Here is a 26,072-nt window from a genome sequence, read left to right as displayed (position 1 = left end):
AAAACAAATGAAAAAAACAGTTTTAATTCTTTCCCTATTATTTTTTGGTATAGCCTTTAACAGTAATTCGGCTAGCAATGCTGATTTCTTTGCTGGAAAATGGGATATGCTTATAAAAGGAACGCCAAATGGCGATGCTAAAATGGAAGCTCATTTTAAGATAGTAAATGGTAAACTAAGTGGTACACTGAAGCCAAGCGAAGGTGATGCCATTCCTGTAACTCAGATTGATGAAGAAACAGATGCTATTACTATTTATTTTTCTGCTCAGGGTTATGATCTTAACGTAAAATTGACAAAAGTTGACGAAAACAATCTAAAGGGTTCGTTAATGGATATGTTTGAAACTACACTAGTAAGAAAGGCCTCGGCTGATTATTTCGCAGGAAAATGGGAGTTTTTAGTAGTAGGAACACCTCAAGGGGATGTGAAATTCACAACTGAATTATCAAGAAAAGACGGAAAATTGACGGGGGAACTTTCAAATTTAGCTGAGCCAAATGCTCCCAAAATCCCTATTACCAGTATCGAAGAAGAAGCGGATAAAATTGTGATTTTCTTTTCTGCAAGTGGTTATGATTTAGATCTCAATTTGAGCAAAGTGGATGCAGATAATCTTAAAGGAACAATGTTTAACATGTTTGAATCGAAAGGAGTAAGAGTCAAATAATTCTTACGAGTATATAATTCAATAGAAAATCATCTCGAAATTTATTTCGAGATGATTTTTTTTGTTATTTTAAAGTAAAAATCATCAATATGACCAATCTTAAAATTAACGGCCAAGCACATGCAATAGAGGCAGATCCAAACACACCCCTGCTTTGGATTATAAGAGAACAAGTAGGTTTGACTGGTACCAAGTTTGGCTGTGGTATGGCTCAGTGTGGAGCATGTACAGTTCATCTAAACGGTGCAGCCATTCGGTCTTGTGTTACACCACTTAGTGTAGCCGAAGGTCAAGAAATCACAACCATTGAGGCCATTGATAACATTATTCAGGTAGTTCAAGCTGCTTGGATTGAAGAGCAAGTGCCGCAATGTGGCTACTGTCAGTCAGGTCAAATCATGTCGGCGGTTGCTTTGCTTTCTGAAAATCCCAATCCATCCGAAACCGAAATAGAAAACGCCATGAGTGGGAATATTTGTAGATGTGGCATGTATTCTAGAATAAAAAGAGGAATAATTAAAGCTTCCAATAACCTTAAAACTGAAAAAATATGAACAAGTGGACAAGAAGGGCATTTATTGGAACAGGAATATTAGCCGGAGGTGCTGCAGTTGTTGGTATTGCCATTAGACCTGGAAATAGAGCGGGCAAAATGAAGGATTTGCTTGCAAAAGATGCCGAAACTTTAATAAATATTTGGATAAAAATCGGCCTTGATAATATAATAACGGTATATGTTCCCCATGCCGAAATGGGGCAGGGTGTTCACACCTCTTTGGCTATGATGTTGGCTGACGAATTAGATGCCGATTGGAATAAGATAAAAATAGAGGAGGCACCATCTAATAAAGAATACGCCTCGGGTGGTATTATAAGGGGATTTGTGGCCGAAGGAACAGATTATCCAGCTTTTCTTCAAGATACCATGAATGGTATTTTTAATACCATAGGCAAAGTCATGAACATGGAGCTCACAGGCGGAAGTGCATCGGTGCGGTTTACAGGAAAATACGTAATGCGAATAGCGGGGGCAGCGGCCAAAGAAATGATAAAACAAGCAGCGTCAGAAGAGTGGAAAGTGCCTTTGGAGGAAATTAAAACTGAAAATAGTATGGTTTCTCATCTTAAAACTAAGAAAACAGAAACTTACGCTCATTTTGCTCCATCGGCTGTAAACTTAAAAATGCCAGTTCAACCAAAACTAAAAGAACGAGCCGATTTTAAGATAATGGGTACTTCGCCTCAGCGAAACGACATACCTGCAAAAGTCAATGGAACGGCCCAATTTGGAATAGATACTATTTTGCCAAATATGAAATACGCCACCATAAAAGCCTCTCCTGTTTTTGGTGCTAATATTAAAAATATAGATGAGTCAGGCGTAACGAAAAGAGCAAATTATCAAAAAATCATAAATCTTGGAAATGCAGTCGCTGTAGTATCTGAGGGTTATTGGTTAGCTTCGCAGACACTAAAAGAATTAAAAATCACTTTTGAAACCTCTCCCAACGATAAAATTAGCACTGCTGAAATCTTTGAGTCTTTTGCAGAAGCCCTAAAAAAGACCGATGATTTTAAAAAGGATATTGAAAAGGGCGATGTTGAGAAAAGTTTAAATTCAGCGTCTAAGGTTATAGAACAAACCTACAAAGTGCCGTTTTTGGCCCATACTGCCATGGAGCCCATGAATTGCACCATTTGGTTACAAAAAGACAAGTGTGAAGTTTGGATAGGCTGTCAGAATCCGCTAGGAATTCAAAAAGCTGTGGCCGATATTGTGGACATGGGTATGGATCAAGTACATGTTTATAATCAATATTTGGGTGGTGGATTTGGCAGGAAATCAGAAACGGATATAGCCGTGCAGGCGGCCAAAATTGCCAAAGAAGTTGATTTTCCGCTGAAGTTTATTTGGAGTAGAGAGGAAGATGTTCAACAAGATAAATACAGAGATGCAAGCATAAGTAAATTTAAAGCTGCTATTGACGAAACGGGAAAAGTAGTGGCATGGCAGAATTTCTATACCTTCAAAAACCACCCGAAAGAAGCTTCACTCATTCCTTATTTAATAGAAAATCAGCACATTGCACATGTGATTCCTAAAACGCATATACCTTGGGGAAACTGGCGTAGTGTTGATGCTTCAAAACATGGTTTTTTTATTGAGTCTTTTATAGATGAGCTTGCTCATTCGATTCAAAAAGACCCAATAGTTTTCAGAAACGAAATGCTTTTAAATCAACCTAAAATGCAAAAAGTATTGGCTTTAGCAGCCGAAAAATCTGGATGGGGAACTGAGCTACCAAAAGGCAAAGGAAGGGGCGTTTCGCTAGTTGAATCTTTTGGAACTATCGTTGCTGAAGTGGCAGAGGTTTGTGTATCTGAGGAAGGACAACTATGTATAGATAAAATCACATGTGTGGCTGACGCTGGCTTTGTGATGCATCCTGATGGTTTTATAGCCCAGATGGAAAGCGGAATTGTTTTCGGTTTAACAGCGGCACTTTATGGAGAAATAAACATTGTAAACGGTGCGGTCAAGGAAAGTAATTTTCATGACTATCAAATGCTAAGAATAGGCGAATCTCCAGCAATTGAAACCTATATATTAAACAGTGAAGCCCAACCTGGTGGTGCGGGAGAGCCAAGCACGCCAGGCATAGCACCAGCGGTTTGTAATGCCATTTATGCTGCAACAGGTATTCGAGTAAGAGAATTGCCGATTAAAAATCATGATTTGAGTATGAAAAATTGGACGGTTTAAAGCGAGCGTTTTTTCCCAATTGAAAAACATTGGGTTTATAAAATGTCAAAAACCAACTTTCTAAAAACTCTTTTGGTTCTTAAAGAAAGCAATTACACATAATGACAAAAATACTCATTTCAATATTGGAATTAGCCACCGTTGTCAAAGGAGGGAATTTTAAAACAGCAATAGAAAACACTGTAAGAGTTGCCCAAAATGCATAAGAATTGGGCTATAAACGAATATGGATGGCGGAGCATCACAATATGGAATATATTGCGAGTTCGGCTACGTCGGTTTTGATAGGTCATGTGGCAGGTAAAACAAATTCTATTAGAGTAGGCTCTGGAGGTATAATGTTGCCCAACCACAGTCCTTTGGTTATTGCCGAGCAGTTTGGTACTTTAGAGTCAATATATCCTGGAAGAATAGACCTGGGTTTAGGTCGTGTTCCAGGGTCTGACCAAGAGACAGCTTATGCATTGCGACGAAACAATATGGATGCGGCCCAGAATTTCCCTCAAGACATTCGAAAATTGCAAACTTATTTTAGTGAAGAAAATCAGGATGCCAAAGTCAGAGCATTTCCTGGAGAAGGTTTGAATATTCCGCTATATATATTAGGTTCAAGTACCGATAGTGCTTATTTGGCGGCCGAATTTGGCTTGCCTTATGCTTTCGCTTCACATTTTGCACCAGCCCAACTCAAAACTGCCATCAGCATTTATCGAAGCAGGTTTAAGGCTTCTGAATCTTTAGCAAAACCTTATGTGATAGCTTGTGTGAATGTTTTAACTGCCGACACTGACGAGGAAGCCAATATCCTTTTAAATAGTCTAATAAGTTTGATTATTGGCATCCTGACGAATACTCACAAACACTAAACATGATGAAGACAATATGAAAGGAACATTATTGGACATGTTTGAAGCAAAGGCAAAAAGAACAAAGTAGTTTTTGAAAATTATGTTGAAAAAGGCGACTTAGGTCGCCTTTTTTTTATTTTAAAGTAGCTTTTGGAATATAGTTATCTTTTCAGTTCAAGTTAATAATTTAAAGTTTGTAGTTCTCTTGAAAAATCGGAAAAATGTTATTTTTCTCAATCAAAATTTGCCCTTTATTTAGGTTGAAATCAAGCCTGACAGCCAGTATTTAAATATTGATTCTGTTTCTTTAATGTAGTATCGGCTAAAACTAAACCAAACTTTGAATTAAATTAATATATTTACTATCGGCGATTTGTCTATTTTTTTATATTTTTTAGTGCAATTGCCTTTGTATATCAAAGCTAAATTATTTTGAAAAAGGTAATTTGGAAATCTGTTGCCAAAAATTATTCAGGATGTACAGCAAAGTATAATAATTGAGATTCCATTTCCCAAATACTTTTACTTTCATTTAACAGACCCACTTTAAATTACCTAATTTTTCAAAAATGATTTTCCAAATCCATTTAACCAACTAAGAGTTTATATTTCAGTATTCGCTTACTGACAGCCCCCTATTTCCGCTGAAAAAACAGTTCCAGCATCAGCTATAAAACCAGCATTTAACTCTAAAGCTTTTGCTTGGTAACTAACTCTTGCAGTTCCTGTTATTTTGTTTGTAGCTACTATTTTACCATTCAAACTCGAAGCAGTTTTTGTAATAATAGCACTGGCAATATCATCATTCGGACTAGAAAGTGAAACCAAAGCGGCATTTGAATTTACAGATACAGTTTTGTTCACAGAAGTGTTGCAGCCTATGCCGTAGCTAACACTCGCAGTATACGTGTTTGATGCAGTAGCCGTAAAACTCGAAGTCGTTGTATTGATTGGGGTCCATAATACGTCTAATTCATTTAATGGGACCGTTATGGCTGCTTGTCGGCTTGCACCGTTCACTAAAACGCCGTCGTTGTTGTTGTTGGTAGCGTCAATTACACTAGTTCCCGAAGCTTCATTGAATTTGTAGTAGGCTACCAATCCAGCACTGTTTAGTGGTACTCCGGTTTTCATACTTGCCTGAATTTCGCCTTGACTTTTTGCCACATTCCAGATCCTAAGCTCGTCCATACTTCCATTGAAATGATTACATTGACAAGAGGAGGGCTGTTGGCGACCGATATTCATGGGTAGATTGTCTTGAAAAGCAGAACCCATAAAGACAAAGCCTGATTCCACCCCATTAATATAAAACCGAAGAACCCCACTTTGAAGGGTAAGGGCCACATGTGTCCAAGTATTCTCGGGAACGGCACCATTGGAATATTTCCATCCTATGCCGCGTTCATAATATCCCAATTTATTGCCAACCCCATTGGCATTTAGCATCCATAGGTAGTCGTAATTTCCTTTATCAATAATGGCTACGTTTTCACCAGCATAATTTACCCAAGCTTCAAAAGTAAAACTGGAACTTAGGTTGAGACTGTTACTGTGTGGTACCTCAACATATTGGTTATTAGTCTTTATTAAACTTAAAGCCTTGTTGTTATTGTCTGCATAAGATTTAAAAGTAACTGATCCTGGTGCACAAAAAGACAATGGCCCGCTTTCAGTAATAAGCACAGGACTTGTCTGAAAGGCTACCTTCCCGAAAAAACTTCTTGGTGAAATATAGTTGGGTGATTGACAACTAACGTAGTACTCATCTCCGTCTGCGGCATTGTTATCATATAATGGTTGAGCAATATTGTTTACTATTGGGTTAGTACCTAGAGTTACACCCCCAGTAGGCGATTTATACCATCGGGTCTCCAAAACACCAGTGCAAGTTGCAACTAAGGGAATGGGTTGAATAGTTTCACCACAAACCTTTATGTGCTTTTCAGGATTTGCATTAGGTAAGGTTCCTAAAACGGGGGGTGGAGGTATTGCCCAGCTAGCATTTAGAATAATGCTGTCTTTTATTCCAGATTCACATCCAGCATACCATTCTATTATTAAATTTGAAATAGCAGTTGTATCACTCGCTAATTGTCTAACAATTTCTATATCATAGTTGTTGAGACATGTATTAGGGGATACAGTTTTTTCTGTAGGTGAAGAGGTAATATTTGTTGCTCCATTAGCTAGAATCATTAAATTTGAGGTATTCGATGATGCAGTGCCTACACCTAATTTATAAGTTCTTTTATCGTTAGAATTGTTACAAAGGTTAATTTTAAATTTTGCAGTTTCTCCAAGAGATACATCATTTATTGTGGCTGTATGGCTCCCTGCCGGTGCCCCTGCAATTTCTAAACGAGGCTGATCCCTTTGTTCACCACCTTCGAATGGGCAACTACTTCGAGTTCCAGTAGCTAGTTTAAATAAAGGGCTTCCAAACATTGGGTCTCGAAAAATATCTACATAAAAGATATCAATGCCATCAGGGCTATCGTTGTCATCATCATTAAATACATAGGAAAATATTGTACTTCCACTATTGGAGTTTTGAGATAGGGATCCATAAGTATTCCGACTTGTAAATTCATGGCCTAGTGTATAGCCAGAACCGGCAATTTCTACTTTGAATTCAAAACCCGCCGTAAACTCAAGATATTTTTTGGTTTCAATAGAAGTTGTCTGCGTGAAATTTGTACCATATGATCTATTGACTTGTGCACCAGCAGATACAATTATTGGACTAGTTCCTGATAATTTTTCCGAAGCATTTGCGATATTATTTTGATTTGCTGCTAGAACATCATTCCAGGCATCTATTTGATATTGAGCTGTTGCCCTATCTTTATTTGACAACCCAAGATTATTTACTTTAGTTTGTTGTAATGCAATATCAGCTAAAATTGCGTCTTCGGTAAGTACAAACTCTCTTATTGTAGGAGTAAGAGGGGCATAAACCAATCCTGTATCCACAACTATGGTATTACCGACAATATCCACCCTTCGAGATAAGCCGTAAACCATATCCATTCCATATCCAATGAAGAGGTCCCCTTTGGTAGCTTGTCCATTACTGTTTGCCAGTGATGTTGTTGTTATTTGATTAGACACCTCAATACATGTCTCTTTGGAATTTGTTCTAATTTGAATATCGTTAGAGGTTACTCCACCATTGAATTGGGCGTAAATTTCGTAATCAACAGTAACAGCAATTCCTGCAGAGCCTTTTGTGCCTATTTTCACAGCTCCCCTTGAACTATTTGTCACGTCTTTTTCATAGGTTTCTTCAAAGCTCCTGCATGTTTTTTGAGTACTTAGAATTGATGCTTCGCTTAAATCTCCTGGGGGCTTATGTAAAACCATATAAGGAACTTGCGGCTGTGTAGTGGTACCTAGGGAATCTACGATTGCCAATGTTGGCCCTTGTATCATAAACGGAATAATGATAGTGGTATAATATGGATTCAAAAAGTTCGATCCATTGGTTTCATTTACTTGAAGTACAATCCAGGCTTCTGTTCTCCCAACTGGAAAAGTATGATTAATCGTGAATGTTTGAAGCTTATTATTAGGGTCTGGGAACACAGAATAAGGGGTTTGCTGTTCCTCAATATCATACTTATAGCCCTGCTCATTTTTACCAATTCCATGACGAATTCTGGTTTCGTCTACTCCTAACTCTTGATTACAACATTTTATCCTTGACGTATTAATTGTAATAGAGAAAGGAACTCCAGCTTGGGCACGCAATCTGTTTGCTACAGCCACGGAGCTAAAAGAGAGATTGACCCCGTAAAAATCAGCAAAATTATTATACTTAATAAACGAGGCATTTCCACCTGATACACTTGACAAAGAGCTAGTGATAGAAATAGTACCCTTAGTATCAGCTGCGGTGTTAGTACCTAGATTACCCGACAAATTTGTAGTGCCAGAAAAGGTCTGACCAAAGCCTGAATATGACAATAATAACAGGCCAAAGCTATAAAATGTAAAAATTCTTTTCATAATATTATGGGTTGATAATTGCTAAAAATGTGGCTTTGCGTCTACGGGAAATTTTGATGCTGACTGCTTCTCTTTTCTTACCGGTGTGAATCAAAAGATTAGAACATAGTTCTTTTATAGTTTCGTCTTTGTCCAGGTATTGAAGATTAATGATCGTTGACCGGTTTGCTCTGAAAAAATTATAATCCTCCAGCCTTTTCTCAATGATGCCCATCGTAGTGGAGCTAAGTAGTTTGGTGCCGTCTGTCAAAAAGACCTCAGTATAGTTAATGTCGGCTTTTAGCATTAATATCTTGCGTGGCAACAATTGAGTTCGACTCCCGAGATGAATGCTGTTTTCATTTGATTTTAAATTAGTTTTCATGGTTTTTTATTTAAAATTTTCTTTTGCATTGACAAAAATTCCCGTTGGAGTTATGTTCCAAACTATGATAATTCTGTACTGCACAAAGTTCAAAATATTGATACAATACACATGGGATAAAATCACCAAAAAACAGGACAAACTGTGCATTTGATTTTACCAGATATATAAAAAGTATGAAGGTTTGGCTAAATATTTTAGCCAACTATATTAGATGGGAATAAATCTTTAATTTAGATGTGCTCGCCACTCTAGCGGGCTAACATTATATTCTTGTTTAAACATGCGACTAAAATAACCTGGATCGTTGAAACCCGTATTGTAGGCTATTTCACTGATGTTTAGTTCTCTGTTTCGAAGTAAATGACAAGCTTTTTCGAGTCGGATTTTTCGAATAAACCTATTAGGTGAAGTGCCTGTAATGGCTATGAGTTTTCTGTGTAGTTGAGAATGGCTCATGCCTATAGAAGTACAAAAGTCTTCAATATTAAATTCTGAATTCAATATATTGTCTTCAACGATATTTCTTATTTTTCTGAAAAATGTGTTTTCATTTATATTATTTTCACTGATTTTTCCAGCAATTGAAGGATTTTCAGGAGTGGAAATTTGACTAAGGTAATATTGCTGAAGCTTCTCCCTTAGCTCCAACAGCTTGCGTATTCTCAGTTCCAACTCTTCTTTGTGGAAAGGTTTAATGAGATACGCATCGGCACCTTCCTCCAAGCCCTGCAGCTTGCTATCTATATCGGCTTTGGCGGTCAAAAGAATTATGGGGATATGGCTCGTTTTTTGGTCTTTTTTAAGGCAAGAGCATACCTCAAAGCCGTCTTTCAAAGGCATCATTACATCACTTATAATTAGATCAGGAATAAACTCAAGTGCCATTTCAATACCCTCTTGTCCATTTTTGCCGACTTTTATTTCATAATTTTCATTTAAGCACGATACTATGTAGCTCACCACATCTGGATTATCTTCGATTAGTAATAATAGAGGGTTTTCATTATTCTTTTCATCAATTGGCTTTTCTATCGAGATAGGTGTGATTTTATTGAAATCCTTTTTCGAAGCCTCTTCATTCACTATAAGTTGGGCTTCATTACTAATCGGAAGTAAAAGTTCAAAAACGGTACCTTCTCCAAGTTTGCTTTTGACACAGATATTCCCCTGCATGCTTTTAATTAACTCATGTACCAAGGCTAGACCAATACCAGAACCTCCTTCGAGGCGAGTATCGGAATCATCAACCTGGTAAAATCGATTGAAAATATTCGGTAAGTTTTTCTCTGAAATACCTAATCCATTATCCTGAATCAAGATTTTTGCATGTCTTTTTTCGTTTAAAGAAAGCTGGGATATTCTCGCGGTAATTAGGCCTCCATTAGGTGTGAATTTGATGGCATTTGATACCAAATTTACTAAGACTACCTGTATTTTCTCTTTATCGAAATCCATTACTAAATTCTGCAATTCCGACTCAAACCTGATATCTATACTTTTAGAAGCAGCTAAACTATCAAGTCCTTTTACTATGTATTTTGAAAACTCTAAAATATCAGATTGCTGATTATACAATTTTAATTTGCCGTTTTCTAATTTACTAAGGTCTAACAGTTGATTGACCAATTCCAACAATCTATTAGAATTCCGATTAATCATTTCAACTCCTTCACTCAGCCACTTTTCTGGGTTTGACGAAATCTGTTCGGTCATGCCGTTGATTACCGTGAGTGGAGTTCTAAACTCGTGGGTGATATTGGCATAAAGTCGGGTTTTTGCGGCCTCAAGTTCAGCTAAGTTTTTAGCTTGATTTTCCACTTTTTGAAGGTCAAGGAATCGAACATATGATTGTTCAAGAACTTTTCCGAATCGTTTTAAGGTTTCATTGTCAAAATCAGAAAATGGAACCCCGATATTGTTTAGCATAAAAATGCAAGTGTGTTTAGAGATGGTAACAGACCTGGCATAACCACCATCTTTGTCTAAAATTTGCTTTTTAATTTCGGGGTCTGTTTCTCTCCAAGGCAAATGATTAAAAAGATGCTTAAAGAATTCAACTTTATGTTCTTTCGATATCAATTCAGTCACAAATGGAGTTCTATTGCGTATCGCGTCCCTAAGATTTAGAAAGATAGGATTATCAATGTAAGGTACTATCGCTTTCTGAACATAGTTAGCCAGTCCGCCCGAACCCCATATTGGTACACCTTCAAGGGTAACTTCATCATTTATTGTAATAAATACACCACCATTAATATTTATTTGATTAATGATTAATTGTTGCGAAACTACATTTACCAAGTCTTGTAACTCTGAAGTGTGGTGCATAGCCAAACTCCGAGCTCTAACAATCTCTAAGGCCTCTTCTATTTCCGCTTCTTTCTCATATCTCTCAGTTTTTTTAAGATCAAGATGTCGTGTAAAAAATTGCTCAAAAACATTCCCTAATCGGATGTTTATATCCTGCTCTTTTTTATTGAAATCTAAATTCGTTTGTCTTAAGAAAATGAAACCAGAATTTTTAGAAAGCCAAATATTTCCGAATACCTCCATTGATGTAAATTCATTTTCTAAATTCACTTTTGAGGGATCATCTTTAGATTGATTAAAAAGCTCATTAAAAAATCGAGACTTTTCTAAGCCATTTAAGTTAAATGAAGAGCATTCGTTATTTGCATATTTGGAAATAATCTCATCGAAAGTCTCACTATTAGGAGATTTAAAAAGTTCTATGACGTCTTTCCATTCTCTTTTACCAGCCCAAATTTTAAAATTTCCAGCCAATTTTCTTTCAAAAAACATAAAGAATTCTGCCTTGGAAAATTTATATAGGACTTTTTTGTAAAATTCATCTATAAGCTCGAATAGCTGCTCGCTTTTTGTCATTCTCGAAGACATCATTCGAACATTATCCAAAGTCATTTCCAATTCTATTTGCTCATTTAAAAGTACTTCATTGAATGTCATAATAAGTCAAAAAACATATAGGTGTCCCGGCAAAAGGGTAATTGAAATTTATTTTTATTAGCCCTACTTTGATTTTTTCAAATTTGTTTATTTTTAATGTAAAAAAAACGCATCAGGCTGAATTTAAATATAAACAAATTTTAAGTCTGATTTATTAAATTATTAGATGGTATTAGTTTAATCAGGTATTTAGCATTGAATATAGTAAAATTGATCATAAATATTTAATTCTTTTTTGTATAAATTTTATTTTTGAGCTACAATGCCGAATTGTTTTCTAAATTGATAGAAAAGAATTTGAGCACATTTCGTATAAATTAAACTTTATAAAAACCCTTTTGGTTCTTAAAGAAAGTAATTACACATAATGACAAAAATACCCATTTCAGTATTGGAATTAGCCACCGTTGTCCAAGGAGGGAATTTTAAAACAGCAATAGAAAACACTGTAAGAGTTGCCCAAAATGCAGAAGAATTGGGCTATAAACGCATATGGATGGCGGAGCATCACAATATGGAATATATTGCGAGTTCGGCTACTTCGGTTTTGATAGGTCATGTGGCAGGTAAAACAAATTCTATTAGAGTAGGCTCTGGAGGCATAATGTTGCCCAACCACAGTCCTTTGGTTATTGCCGAGCAGTTTGGTACTTTGGAGTCAATATATCCTGGAAGAATAGACCTGGGTTTAGGTCGTGCTCCAGGGTCTGACCAAGAGACAGCTTATGCATTGAGACGAAACAATATGGATGCTGCTCAGAATTTCCCTCAAGATATTCGAAAATTACAGACTTACTTTAGTGAAGAAAATCGGGTTGCCAAAGTCAGAGCATTTCCTGGAGAAGGTTTGAATATTCCGCTTTATATATTGGGCTCAAGTACCGATAGTGCTTATTTGGCTGCCGAATTGGGCCTGCCTTATGCTTTCGCTTCCCATTTTGCTCCAGCACAACTTAAAACTGCCATCAGCATTTATCGAAGTAGATTTAAGGCATCAGAAACCTTAGAAAAACCTTATGTTATTGCTTGTGTGAATGTTTTAGCTGCCGACACAGACGATGAAGCCAATGTTCTTTTAAATAGTTTGATAAGTTTGATTATTGGCATCCTGACAAATACCCGCAAACCCTTACAACCTTTGGAAAGGGTGCCCGAAGCGTATAATCATCCCGAAGTGCAAAATGCTGTCAACAATATGCTCGCATGTAGTTTTGTCGGAAGTAAGGCAACCATAAAAGAGAGTCTCACAGCATTTATCGAAGACACCGGAATCAATGAGTTTATGGTAGCTTCTCACATTTATGGCATGGACGCAAAATTGAAGTCTTTTTCGATTCTGAAAGATGCTTTGAGTTTAAAATAAAGGCTATATAAGAAAAAAAGATACAAAGTGAAAGAGATTTTCTTTTTTCAATTTTATTTTTTGTTACTAACAAATCAAACATTTATTGTTCACTCTTATAGCCAATTAGTTTAATATATAAATTGTTTTTAACGGAATGGAATTTAGATTTAAGAAAATATAAAAATGAGTTCCTTGGCTTTTCTTACGTAATTTTCCTAATTTTAGCATAAGGACTTTATGTGAAAGTTTGATAAAATATTATTCAAACTTAATAAATGCATAAGTCATGCTAAGAAAACTATCTTCAAAAAGAATTAATAAATTACTTTTTTCCTCATTTATTTTTCTCTTTTTCAACTCTACTTCCATTTTAGCCCAATCAGTCGAATATAAGAAAGAAACCATCAAAACCAACAAAGAAGTGATTTTTGGTGCAGGGGTTAGTAATGTGGATGTTTCTATGTGGGGTGGGGGAGCTGGAGGTAATGCTGGTGGTGAGGCCATAAACGGTAATCTTGATTACCGACGTGCCGGTTCTGGTGGTGGAGCCAGTAGTTGGGCAGGTAAATCATTATCCATTATACCTGGAAAAAAATACGCAGTAGAAGTTGGTGAGGGTGGTACTAAGGGAATATTCAACCAATCGAATAACACAAGCTCATGGCCTAGTGATGGGAGTAATTCATCATTTCGAGATGGAAACAATAGATTGGTGGAATCTCAAGGAGGTTTTGCTTCACCAGATAAAATAGCTGGAGGAGGAAACGGCAGAGCCATTTTACCTGCTTATAACTGCTCAAATATAGTTTGGCCTACTTTTCAAGGGATTTCAGTAAATGCACTTGCCGATAAATTTGCTTCAATTACTTGGGAAAGCGTACCTGGAGCTAGTTCTTATTATATTATTTATCAGCCTAGATACTCAAACTTGGACAAAAAAAATGTAATCGAAGTAAACGAAAATAAAGCTATTCTAACTGATTTGAAAAGTGGGGTTTTATATGATGTGCAGATTATAATTCGCCCTAAAAATGGTTTAAGTAACCCTAATGTTGGGAAAATAAGTTTTACAACCTCAGAAGTTATAACCAACTTATCTAAACTACCTCCCACTAATGTTTCATTTGGAAATATATGCACTAATTCAATAGAGGTTATAGTGGTAAATCTTTATAAAAACAGCAATACCGCCATTGTAGAATTTAAAAAATCTTCGGAAACGAATTGGACTGTATTATCAGCCAATGCTCTAAATAATCAAGTTTCTGCGATTACAATTCAAAATTTGGATGCTGACTCTGACTATGAATGTCGTGTGAAATATGGAGTGGAAGCTAATGCCATTTACTATAGCACTAAATTTAAAACGAACATCTCTGGTAGTCCTTCTAAAATATCACAGTATTCACTTTACGGTCAGACCAGTACTTCCACGCTTTTAAGTTGGAATCAGGTAAATGGAAATAATGGATACACCATAACATATTACCGAGGCCTTTTTCAAACTGAACTGCATACACCCAAAGGCAGGAATTGGATTGATATAACAGACCTATTGCCGTCTGGGAAAATGAATCAAATCCAAATACGAGAAAACTCCAACAATGAAGGAGATGCTATTTCTGTAAGTTTTAAAACAGCAGATTATTGCTATACAGATGCATCATTTGGAGAGCCTAGTTTTCAATTAAAAGGTGGAAATGGTGGACTAGCAAACGAAGGGAAATATGGTTTCTCTGGCAGCCACCTATCGTATGGTAGCAAAGGGTATAGTACAGTTGAGTTACCTTCAGATGGTTTTAATTATAGTTATGGGGAATCGCCTTTGGAGCTATATATTAAAGTTTACGGAGGAGCCCCTACAGCTGACGGTGTCAACCCAGGAGATGGCGGAGGTGGGGGCGGAATAGAAATAATTGACTATGATGCTCTAACTCAATTGGCTATAAATAATGCTATAGAAACTGGAGTTTCGTTAGCCACTTCGGGGTCAACGGGTGGTGTCGCGGACTTAGTGAAAGGTATTATCCAAGATTACTTGATTGAAAAAATACTTGAAGGTTTAGATATATTAATAATTAGTAAATTCGACATGGCCGATTTTGGTTTTAGAGAGGGCACAGACGGCGGAAAAGGTGCGGATGGTGTAGTTAATTTGTATTACACTTGCCCAGTTTACAAGTTCACATCTGCTCCAGTTACTTCTAGAGTATGTGGAGAAATTGCCAGTTCGGCCGTAACCGTATTTTCTAAGAACATGCCAGATGGGAAATATGTAATCACGTATAATTCATCCAGCCCATCACTTACAGGAAAAACAGCTGAATTGGATTTTGAAAACGGAATAGGGACTTTTTATACCGCTTTAGTAAAAGACAATTCTCTTATAACCATTACCAATATTTCTTCCGGCACCACTTGTAGTAATGCCATTGAAGATTACAATACAGTAAGAACTATTGTAAAAAACTCAAGCTTTACAGAAATAAATACAAGTGTTGTTACAAACGTTTGTCAAGGACAAACCATCAAAGTTCCTTTTTCGATTGGCTGTAAAACCTTTAATGCTGGAAACCAATTTACCTTGGAATTAAGCGATTCAAATGGCTCCTTCACTAATCCTATAGTCCTAGCTACCATACAAGGAACAAGAAGCGGCGAGATAGAGGCTATTATACCGACTAACTTTCTAATTGGATTTAAATATCGTGTAAGGGTTAATGGCTCTTCACCTTACACCCAAGGGAATGATAATGGAAGGGATATTATAATTGGCAGGAAGGCTGGACCTATAACTGCATCTACTTCAGTTAGCGGTAATATTTGTGAAGGAACAAGTATTAATCTGTTTTCTTCAGCCAGTTCTTTATTGCAAGACACTACCCGCTATGTAGAGATGGAAATGAATTTCAACAGTGGTATTGGAAATTGGGAAACAATAAATGAAAGTAAAGGAGGAACGCCAGAGAACGCAGCTTGGAGTATTAAACCTGACAGTTATAAACATATTTACAGTGATTATTCTAACAAACCTATACAATTTCCTGATCGGTCATCTTTTGTTTATGTCAGTAGTAATTTACAAAGTAATCGAATAACTGGCTCTAAAGGTACTACCAGAAGCATTTTAGAATCACCTGCTTTTAGTACCACAGGAATGGCCACGGCCAAACTTAGTTTAAATACCGCTTATTTATATGCAGGTAATATTACTGAAAACTACAGTGCTATTCGGATAGAGATTTCAAAAAATGGAACAGATTGGGCTAAATTATATGAACGGAGAAATGAGTTTCAAGACTCTTGGACTACTTCAAAAAGTTTACTAGAAAACTGGAATAGCGGTATATATAATCCGACACTCCTGGAAATACCATTGGATGCTTATGTAAACGAGAGCCAATTACAAGTAAGGTTTGTTTACGAAACTGAGTTTACCTCATCTTCTCTTTCTTTTTGGGCAATTGATGATGTTAAAATTCATACAGAATTTATTCCGGATAGAATAACATGGAGCTCGGTACCTAGTGGTTTTAACTCGAACAAGCAAAACCCAGATACTTACACGCCTTCAGAAACTGCCACGTATAAAGTGGCAAGAATGAATGAATATGGATGCAGCACTGTTTCTGAGTTTACAGTTAATGTAAATAAAAATACTTCTTCATTTACCGAACTTAAAATTTGCTCGTCAGAGCTTCCTTATACTTGGAATGGCCTTGTTTTTGATGAAATTGGCATTCAGGCAGTTAAACTAGTAAATGGTGCAGGCTGTGATAGTTTGGCGACCCTAAAACTTGGGATTAATGACAGTTTTTCTTTCCAAAATGTTTCAATCTGCTCATCTGCATTGCCCTATACTTGGAATGGTTTAACCTTCACAAAAACAGAAAGCCAAACAGCTCATTTGGCAAATGCTTTCGGCTGCGATAGTTCCGTCACTTTAAGTCTAAAAGTTTTAGATACGGGTTCAACTATCAATAAGAGCATTTGTAGCTCTGCTTTTCCTTATGTTTGGAATGGAATTTCCATTACAGCACCCGGAACACAAACGGCTACTTTTACCAATAGTGTAGGTTGTGATAGTCTTGCCACTTTAAATCTATCGTTGTCATCAGAAGGTGTTATTATAAAAACCAATTATTCCACAGCCTGCGAAGGAACACTGATTTCTTTATCACCAATTTTAAAAATAGACTCTGCAAAAATATTGCAAGAAAAATTTAACGATTTAAGTAATGATTGGAAAAGGAAAAATTTAAACGTTTTAGATTCAGATCAAAAAGGAGCGTGGATAATTTATCCAGATAATTATTTATATAAAAATATTAGAACTTATCAAAGTGATGACCACTCACAGTTTTATTTAAGTAGTGCCTACGATGCTGCCACAGGTGTAGAAACCAATGTTAGTCTAGAATCGCCAGAATTTAGCACACGAGGTTATACTTCTTCAGAAGTACGTTTCTTCCATACTTTTGAGGGTGGTTCTTATGATTCTATTAAGGTTGAAATTTCAAGAAACTCTGGTGTAACTTGGCAAATTTTATATAAATATTCTAATAAAACGGGTAGTTCGGTAGGGGATATTGGTCAATCAGACAGGTTTATAGAAAAAGTAATACCACTATCAGGCTATTTAAATGAAGACGGGCTTAAAATAAGGTTTATTCATAAAGCAGACGGTTATGGAGGAAGATGGGCTATAGATAATGTAAAAATTACCGGTGCTGTTGATGTAGTATATAATTGGACTTCTATTCCTGTTGGTTTTAATTCAAATGTAAAGGACCCAACCTTTACAATGGGGGGCGAGAATACGGAAATTTTTTTAACAGTCACAAACATTGATGGATGTCAATCTACAGATTCGCAACAATTAATTTCAAAAGTAGGAGAAATTACTACTTCAAATACTACACAAACCTTATGTTCATCAGAGCTACCTTATACATGGAATGGACTTACGTTTGTGGTAGATGGATCCCAAACTGCGATATTAAAAAATAGTGTGGGATGTGATAGTTTGGCTACTTTGATTTTAAGTGTCAATGCTTCTTCTACTTCAGTTGCTAATGTTGTAGCCTGTAATGAGTATGTCTGGAATGGAACCACCTACACAGAAAGTGGAACCTATAATTTTGAAACTCAAAATGTTATTGGTTGCGACAGTATTGCGACGCTTAACTTGGTTTTAAATTCAAATTCTTCAGAAACGAATGTTTCAATTTGCTCCTCAGAATTGAGCACTTTTACTTGGAATGGATTGAGTTTTACAGAAAGTTCAACCAAGTCAGTTGTGCTGACGAATGCTCTGGGATGCGATAGTACGGTTTTTATTAACCTTTCTGTTTCTCCATTGGTAGGTGTATCTGCAAGCGATACTATTATTTGTGCGGGAGGTTTAATAAACCTTTCGGCAAATTTAGAAGACGGAGCTTCCCAATTAATCTTGGTAGAGGCTTTTAATGCACCATTAACAGATTGGACAATAACCAATAATAGCACATCAAATGCGGGCTGGAAGTTTTATGATGCGGCAGGTTACCAAAACAGGGTAAGTAGCGACCATTCACAGTTTATAGGTGTGAATACTATAGTAGAATCTGGTTCTAATTTGACATCAACAAATTTAACATCTCCCACAATAAATGCTTCAGCATATAAAACGCTAAGACTAAATTTTGAGCAAGACTTCTTGTATCAAGGTGCTACTATAAAAATAGAGGCTTCTGACAATAACGGAGCAAGCTGGAATTCTGTTTATACTAGAAGTTCTATATTAATTTTCAGTGCTACTGAGGTTAATCTAGATTCTTATGCGGGAAAGCCAAATGTAAAAATCAGATTTAAATTTCATGAAACCGGCTTTAAAGGCTGGTGGTTTATTGACAATGTAAAGTTTACTGGACTATTGAAACAGAAGTTTACTTGGACATCTAATACAGGAAATTTCACTTCAACGGAACAGAATCCAGAAATTACAAACTTACAAGAAAGCACAATCTTTACAGTCTTGGCCGCAAATACGGAAGGCTGCCTAACGCAAGATAGTGTATTTGTAAAAGTTACTCCTACCTCAAATAGCCAGGTAAATTTATTCCTTTGCCCTGAGGACTTTCCTTTTGAGTGGCAAGAGCAAATTTTTACAGAAGCAGGTTCAAAAACAATAACACTGACAAACGCTTTTGGCTGCGACAGTGTAGTAACCCTAACCATAAATGAAAGCCCCGTTCCTCTAAATGTTATTGCAACAGCTAACAATTCCATGCTATGCGGTGCAGATTCTATTAGCTTAAGTTCAAGCAGTAGTCCAAGTTTACCTGTCAATATTTTGACACAGAATTTTGACGGACTAACAACTGAAATGCTAGCCGAAAACTTAAGTATGGGCGGTTTGCCAGAAAATAGCTCTTGGATGGTGGTACCTGACGGGCATTCCATAGGGCCTAGTATACTTCATAGCCCAGATGCTAGCTCGTTTTATCTTAGTAATTCTAGTGCACAATCAGGTGGCACTACCCATACTATTCTTTCATCTCAACCCTTCAGTACCATTGGTTTTGATTCTGTTTACATTTTATTTGACCATTATTACAAAGCTTTTAATCCGACAGATAGTATTGTTGTAGAAGTTTCGGTAGACCAAGGCTTGCAATGGAATAAGTTATTAATTAAGAGGTCTTCAGTAGGGACAGAGAATGGTTTTAAGGCCGAAAAAGTGAAACTTAATAACTTCCTAAATGAACCGAGCGTAATGATACGTTTCAGGTTTAAAGCCAATAATGGAGGCTGGTGGGCTATTGATAAGCTCAGCATAAATGGAATTCTAAGAGAAAATCAATATGCTTGGTCTATCGCCGGTGGTGAAGTTTTCTCGGCATTACAAAATCCTATTGAAAAGGTATTGCCGTTAGAAAACACAACTTACAGTGTTAATGTGACCAACAGTTTAGGTTGTTCCGTTTTAAATTCTTTTGAACTGACGGTAAATAATTCTACAGACACTTTGAGGAAGTCAATTTGTGCATCAGAATTTCCATATACTTGGGGTGGACTTGAATTTTTAGAAGGAGGGATTCAAACAGCACATTTAACTAGATCAAATGGCTGCGATAGTACGGTGGTTTTAGAACTTAAAGAACTACATATCCCACATTCCACCACAACGGTTACCCTTTGTGAAAATCTACTTCCATTTGCATGGAATGGACAAAGTTTTACAGCAGAAGGTGTATATACTGTAGTTTTGAACAATTATCAGGGATGTGACAGTACCGCTGTTTTAAACTTAAAAATCAATCCGATACCATCAAACTTATTAGCAACCGCCAGTGATATTCAAATATGCAATGGGAATAGTGTTAGCCTTAGCGGAAGCAATGTTCTATTGACTGAAAGTGTCATTTTGACTGAAAATTTTAATAATGCTAATGTGCTATGGATTTCTACAAACCAAAGCATAGGAGGGAATTTTACCAGTGCTAACTGGGAAAGACAACAAGATGCGTATGACTATAAGTCGACCGTGTTTGGAAGTAATGACAATTCGGTATTTTACTTAAGCAATAGTGATTCTCAAGGAGCGGGTTCAAAAACTTTAACCTATTTAGAGTCGCCAGCATTTAGCACGGTAGGTTATACCGACTTCTCTCTTTCTTTTTATCATCATTTCAAACAGATAAGTAATACCGATACTATTTCGGTAGAAATCACCAAGGACAATGGAGTCAATTGGGAATTGGCATATCAGCATCATTCTTCAAATATTGGGAGTGCAAATGCTTTTGAAAACAAGGTAATAGCCTTAACCGATTTTATAGATGAGTCTTCGGTGAAACTAAGGTTTGTTTATAAAGCTTCCTTTGGTCAGCATTGGGCCATTGATAATATTGAAATATCAGGAACTATGCTTGGTGAAAACTACCAATGGCGTTCTATACCAATTGGCTACACCTCCTCGGCTCTTAGTCCTTCCGCTCAAATTAGTCCAATAGAAACCACAGACTACTTTTTGAAAGCCACAAATGGCTTGGGATGTGTAGCGGAGAAGAAAATAACAGTAGAGGTCTTAACAGAAGTGAGCACTATAGATTTGACCATATGTTCAAGCGAATTACCTTATCTATGGAAAGGCCTCACTTTTAATACTGCGGGATCGCAAACGGCACATATTGTTGATGATGGTGGGTGTGTAAGTGACGCTACATTAAACCTCACGGTTTTAAATACCTCAAGCTCTATTACCAATACCACCATTTGCGAAAACGAATTACCGTATAATTGGAACGGTCTTGTTTTGACAAGGTCTGGTTCTAGTATAGTTAGTTTAACAAACGCACAGGGTTGTGATAGTCTAGCCACTCTTAATTTAAAGGTAAATTCACTTCCTTTTGATGTTCTAGCTTCATCGTCGGTTTCTGAAATTAACCTAGGAGGGTCATTAGTGTTAACTTCTTCAGCAAATTCAAAAATTATTAATGAAACCTTCAATCTCCCTTTAGAAAACTGGGTGATGTTGAATGATGGAACCGGAGCTCAGGTTAGCAATGCCGATTGGACAATTAAGGAAAGTGGCGTTGATAATATTATTACACCTGACGGTTCACCATATATAATAAGTGATGCTGTAAGTGGTTCTGGAAATATTACAGATGTAAAATTAGAATCACCCTTTTTTAGTACCAATGGCTACGATAATTTAAGCTTAGAATTTGACCAAGTATTTCTAGCAAGAACTATCTCTGGTGAATTTATCAAAGTGCAAGTTAGTACTGACAATGGTTCTAACTGGACAGATGTTTATACCGCAACAACTGATATGGGCTATAGTAACCAGTTAACTCATTCTACCATTCCATTAAGTGCATATTTAAATGAGGCACAACTTAAGCTTAGGTTTTATTATCATGTGGAAGATGGTTCTTTCTGGGCTTTAGACAATGTTAGCGTGAAAGGGACTCACGACCAAAATTTAAATTATACATGGACTTCTGAACCTACTGGGTTTAATTCAAATGTTCAAAACCCTGCATCTGTTTCTCCTATCGACGATATTGACTACATCCTGGCTATTTCTAATGGACTGGCTTGTGTAACATCAGATACCGTAAGAATTAAAGTGCATAAACCTACGAGCAGTGTTAACGACTTGAGCATTTGTGCAAGTGAGCTGCCTTTTACATGGAATGGATTAACATTTACTGATGCAGGAACACAGTCCGCCATACTCACAAATTCAGCAGGTTCAGACAGTACCACCATTTTAAATTTGACCGTTTTTGATGCACTTTATTCCTATACTAAAGCAGTTATTTGTCCGAGTGAGTTACCCTTTTTATGGAACGGCTTAAGCATAAATTCAGCAGGAAGTCACTTTGCAAACCTAACAAGTAAAAATGGCTGTGATAGTATTGCTTATGTTATTCTTGAGTTAAGTCCTGAGCCATTGGCCGGTTCTGCAGGAATTAGCAGTGCTACAATATGCTATGGAGATTTTGTGAATTTAAGTTCAAATTTTGATGGTTTGGGCTATAGTACATTACATCAAAGTGATTTTGAAGGTAGCTCCTCAAATTGGATTGATATTGATTTAAATACGCAAGATGTTAGTTTAACACCCACTTGGATGCTGGTTCCAAATGGCTATACTGCTGGAATATATAACCTGCATAGCAATGATAACTCGCAGATGTATATTAATGAGGAAGGTACATATAATAACGGCAAAGGCTATTTAGAGTCTCCATTCTTTAGTACACAAAATTATACGTCTGCAAATTTAGATTTTCATCATTTCTTTTGGAAATATAATGGCGAAGATGGTATCTCTGTTCAAATTACTACAGATGAAGGAATTACCTGGAATACAATTTATGCAGAAAATGTAAATAGTGTTGGCTCATCCTCAAACTTTGCAAATCAAGTAATTTCTTTAAATGGGTACCTGAACAAGCCTCTAGTTAAATTAAGGTTTCATAATAATGCCAGTGGAAATGGTTTTTGGGCAATAGACAATGTACGCATAAAGGCACAAAGTGAATTGAGCCACACCTACAGCTGGACGTCTTCCAATACCGATTTTACTTCATTTATTCAGAATCCACTAAACATTAGCCCAGAAGAAAGCACGACTTATTCATTAGTTATAGGTAATAATTTTGGTTGTGTTACCACAAAAACAGTAGAGGTCGTAGTTAATTCAAATAGTTCTTCATTTAATAACCTTAGTATTTGTGAATCAGAATTACCATACCAATGGAATGGTATTTCATTTACAGAGGGTGGAGGGAAAGTTGCGATACTGACTAATTCAGTAGGCTGTGACAGTATAGCTAATTTAAACCTGATAGTAAATAAGGCAACAACTTCAGAGACTATAATGGAAGTTTGTGAAGGCTTTTTGCCCTTTGTTTGGAATGGAAATGACTACAGCTCAAGTGGAACTTATACCTATAAAACATTGAATGTCAAAGGCTGTGATAACACCGCCACGTTAATATTAAAAATAAACGCTGACGTCAAAAACTTAAGTGTCAGTGCAAGTTCTAACACCATTTGCTCAGGAACTGAAGTTGACTTGTTTTCAAGTGCCGATTCTAAAAATTCTTTTGTCTTGATATCTGAAGATTTTAATTCTCCGGTTAACGACTGGACAACCTTTAACTGGCAAATTTTACCAAAAAACTCCATTGATTTTGGAGATTGGAAGCTTAGACCAGATGCTTACAATAATTACAGCAGATATTCTGGTGGCTTACATAGCAATGACAATTCTCAATTCTACTTTTCTACAGCTTATGACAAAGCCCTTCTAAAAACCAGTTTGACGTCTCCTGTTTTTAGTTTGGAAGGATTGACATCAGCTACACTTAGTTTCTTTCAATTCCACGAATATCAATACGATACTCTTCAAGTGGAAGTTTCAAAAGATTTAGGAATAACTTGGTTTCCTTTATATTATAATGATTCGGAATCTGAAGGACTGCCAAACGCTTTCAAGAAAACAACTTTATCTCTTGAAAGTTTTTTAGGAGAAGAGGCCTTAAAGATTCGTTTCGTTTTTGAATCTAATTATGGAGATTGGGCGATTGATAATGTGAAAGTAGAGGGAGTAAACGAATTCCCAATTACTTATAGTTGGTCTTCAAGTACTTCTGGCGTATTTTCAAGTATCCCAAACCCTAAAGGATTATTACCAACAGAAAACACGGTTTATACATTAACTGCCAGCTCGTCTAATGGCTGTTCTGCTATAGGTACTACCTCTGTGGTGCTTACTTCTGGTGATGTAAGTACATCTACAACTAACCTTTCAATTTGTTCATCAGAATTACCTTATACATGGAATGGACTAATATTTGAAACTGCAGGAAGTCAAAAAGCCCATTTAGTAAATGCTGCAGGATGCGATAGTGCTGCCACTTTAAATCTTACAGTAAAGCAAATCAGCAGTTCGTTTGCTACCATAACCGCTTGTGCGAATTATACCTGGAATGGTGTCAATTATACGAAAAGCGGAATTTATCAATTCATAACAAATAATGCATCAGGTTGTGACAGTACTGCCATTCTTGCTTTGACCATTAATCCAATAGTGACTAGTTTAACCGCTGGCATTGATAATAATGTCCTTTGTTTAGGTGAGTCTGTTAATCTTTGGTCAACTGCCGCCTCAACAAATTCTAGTGTAATATTAGAAGAGAGTTTTGATGCTATAACCCATAATTGGACGGTACTCAATAATAATACAGGAGGTGATATTTATCACTCACCTTGGATTAGAAGATTGGATGGCTACTCCGAAACAAATGAGACTTATCATAGTCCGAGCAATTCTCCGTTTTTTATGACAAGTGCGATTTTGCAAGGTTCCCAAACATCTGTAACTAACACTTCGTTGATTTCACCTTCATTTAGCACTTTAGGTATAAAGGAAGCAGACTTAAGTTTTAATTATTTTTATTCTGGCAATTCAAGCTCTAATGAAAAAATGAGTATCGAAGTCTCTATAGATGGAGGTTCCACTTGGAACGTTTTAGATAGTAAAAATCAATGGCTGTATTTAGGCGATGTTGATGCTTTTATAAATCAAAGCAACTCAATGAATGCTTACCTTGATGAAAGCGATGTGAAACTAAAGTTTAATTTTTACTCAAGTTCTAGCTCATGGGCCTATGGGAAATGGGCTATAGACGATATTTCTATTTCAGGAATTGCTGATTTGGAACATACCTATTCATGGAAATCTGTACCCGCTTCTTTTGGTTCTACTGAGCAAAATCCGAACAATATTTATCCAAATAAATCTGGAGATTATGTGGTTACCGCTACAAACTCAATGGGTTGCTCTGCAATACAGACCGTAAGTGTATCTGTAAATACCCCATCAAATGATAAGACAGTAAAGGAGCTATGTAGTTCAGAATTACCTTTTACATGGAATGGAACCGAATATTCAATCAGTGGAATTTATACTTATGCTTACGACAATGGCTCTTCTTGTGCTTCAGTAGATACTTTAGACTTAACTATCAACCAGAGTACTAATAACATTGAAATAGCCTCAACATGTACATCATATAATTGGCATGGAGTTAACATTACTAGCAGCGGAGAATATTTCTTTAGCTATAATAACGCTAAAGGTTGTGTGTCTATAGATACTTTAAGGCTCGCAGTGGCTGTACCTAATGTGGTGCTAGACCATAACATTGTATCAGGTTTTGAACAAATTAAATCACTAAACAATATACAGTCTGACAAAGTCATTGGTCATTCTGCTGGAATACCCAAAACGACTGTCATTTTTGAAGCAGGCAAGTCAATTCTGCTATTACCTGGATTTAGAGTTGAAAAGCAGCATACATTTAAAGCCGAAATTAAGGCTTGTGATTAAATTATAAATTAAATAAAAAACGGCTTGCTTTATTATATGTTGATAAATTATATGAAAAATAAGTATTTTTACCGTTGATTTTAAATTTTGAAGAACGTTATGATATGGACGCAAAATTGAAGTCTTTTTCGATTTTGAAAGATGCTTTGAGCGAAGGTTTTCTTAATTAAAATCATACTTTATTAGCTAGATTATTTTGTTT

Annotated in this window: 9 protein-coding genes; 6 read left to right on the top strand and 3 right to left on the bottom strand. The window is 36.4% G+C overall.

Translation table 11 applies throughout. The features are described 5' to 3' along the window. Nucleotides 1–7 precede the first annotated feature (7 nt). From EGI22_RS21390 to EGI22_RS21375, 4 genes are all read left to right on the top strand, one after another. Nucleotides 8–670, top strand: a complete 663-nt coding sequence (locus EGI22_RS21390) for a hypothetical protein (protein ID WP_255070542.1) — start codon at nucleotides 8–10, stop codon at nucleotides 668–670. Nucleotides 671–753: 83 nt separating this feature from the next. Continuing rightward, the gene (locus EGI22_RS21385; RefSeq protein ID WP_255070870.1) at nucleotides 754–1,224 is read left to right on the top strand and encodes a (2Fe-2S)-binding protein; all 471 of its coding nucleotides are present in this window, start codon (nucleotides 754–756) and stop codon (nucleotides 1,222–1,224) included. Continuing rightward, the gene (locus tag EGI22_RS21380) at nucleotides 1,221–3,434 is read left to right on the top strand and encodes a molybdopterin cofactor-binding domain-containing protein (RefSeq protein WP_255070541.1); all 2,214 of its coding nucleotides are present in this window, start codon (nucleotides 1,221–1,223) and stop codon (nucleotides 3,432–3,434) included. The genes EGI22_RS21385 and EGI22_RS21380 overlap by 4 nt, the downstream gene beginning before the upstream one ends. A gap of 209 nt (nucleotides 3,435–3,643) precedes the next feature. Beyond that, entirely contained in the window at nucleotides 3,644–4,300 is a 657-nt protein-coding gene (locus EGI22_RS21375) for an LLM class flavin-dependent oxidoreductase (protein WP_255070540.1), read from the top strand. 603 nt (nucleotides 4,301–4,903) lie between these two features. Here EGI22_RS21375 and EGI22_RS21370 read toward each other — a convergent pair. From EGI22_RS21370 to EGI22_RS21360, 3 genes are all read right to left on the bottom strand, one after another. Further along, complete coding sequence (locus EGI22_RS21370; RefSeq protein ID WP_255070539.1) at nucleotides 4,904–8,293, bottom strand: LamG domain-containing protein; 3,390 nt, start codon at nucleotides 8,291–8,293, stop codon at nucleotides 4,904–4,906. 4 nt (nucleotides 8,294–8,297) lie between these two features. Beyond that, nucleotides 8,298–8,657 carry a LytTR family DNA-binding domain-containing protein gene (locus EGI22_RS21365; protein WP_255070538.1) on the bottom strand — a complete coding sequence of 120 codons (360 nt, stop codon included), beginning with the start codon at nucleotides 8,655–8,657 and terminating at the stop codon, nucleotides 8,298–8,300. A gap of 228 nt (nucleotides 8,658–8,885) precedes the next feature. Beyond that, nucleotides 8,886–11,627: an ATP-binding protein gene (locus EGI22_RS21360; RefSeq protein WP_255070535.1), complete on the bottom strand. Its 2,742-nt coding sequence runs from the start codon at nucleotides 11,625–11,627 to the stop codon at nucleotides 8,886–8,888. Between the two features lie 367 nt (nucleotides 11,628–11,994). Between EGI22_RS21360 and EGI22_RS21355 the strand changes: the two genes are divergently transcribed. Beyond that, the gene (locus EGI22_RS21355) at nucleotides 11,995–12,990 is read left to right on the top strand and encodes an LLM class flavin-dependent oxidoreductase (RefSeq protein WP_255070534.1); all 996 of its coding nucleotides are present in this window, start codon (nucleotides 11,995–11,997) and stop codon (nucleotides 12,988–12,990) included. A gap of 268 nt (nucleotides 12,991–13,258) precedes the next feature. Continuing rightward, on the top strand, nucleotides 13,259–25,870 hold the full coding sequence (locus EGI22_RS21350; protein ID WP_255070532.1) for a fibronectin type III domain-containing protein: 12,612 nt from the start codon (nucleotides 13,259–13,261) through the stop codon (nucleotides 25,868–25,870). Nucleotides 25,871–26,072: the final 202 nt, after the last annotated feature.

The organism is Lacihabitans sp. LS3-19, assembly GCF_024343575.1.
Classification (GTDB): domain Bacteria; phylum Bacteroidota; class Bacteroidia; order Cytophagales; family Spirosomataceae; genus Leadbetterella.
This window is presented reverse-complemented; position numbering and strand designations above follow the sequence as displayed.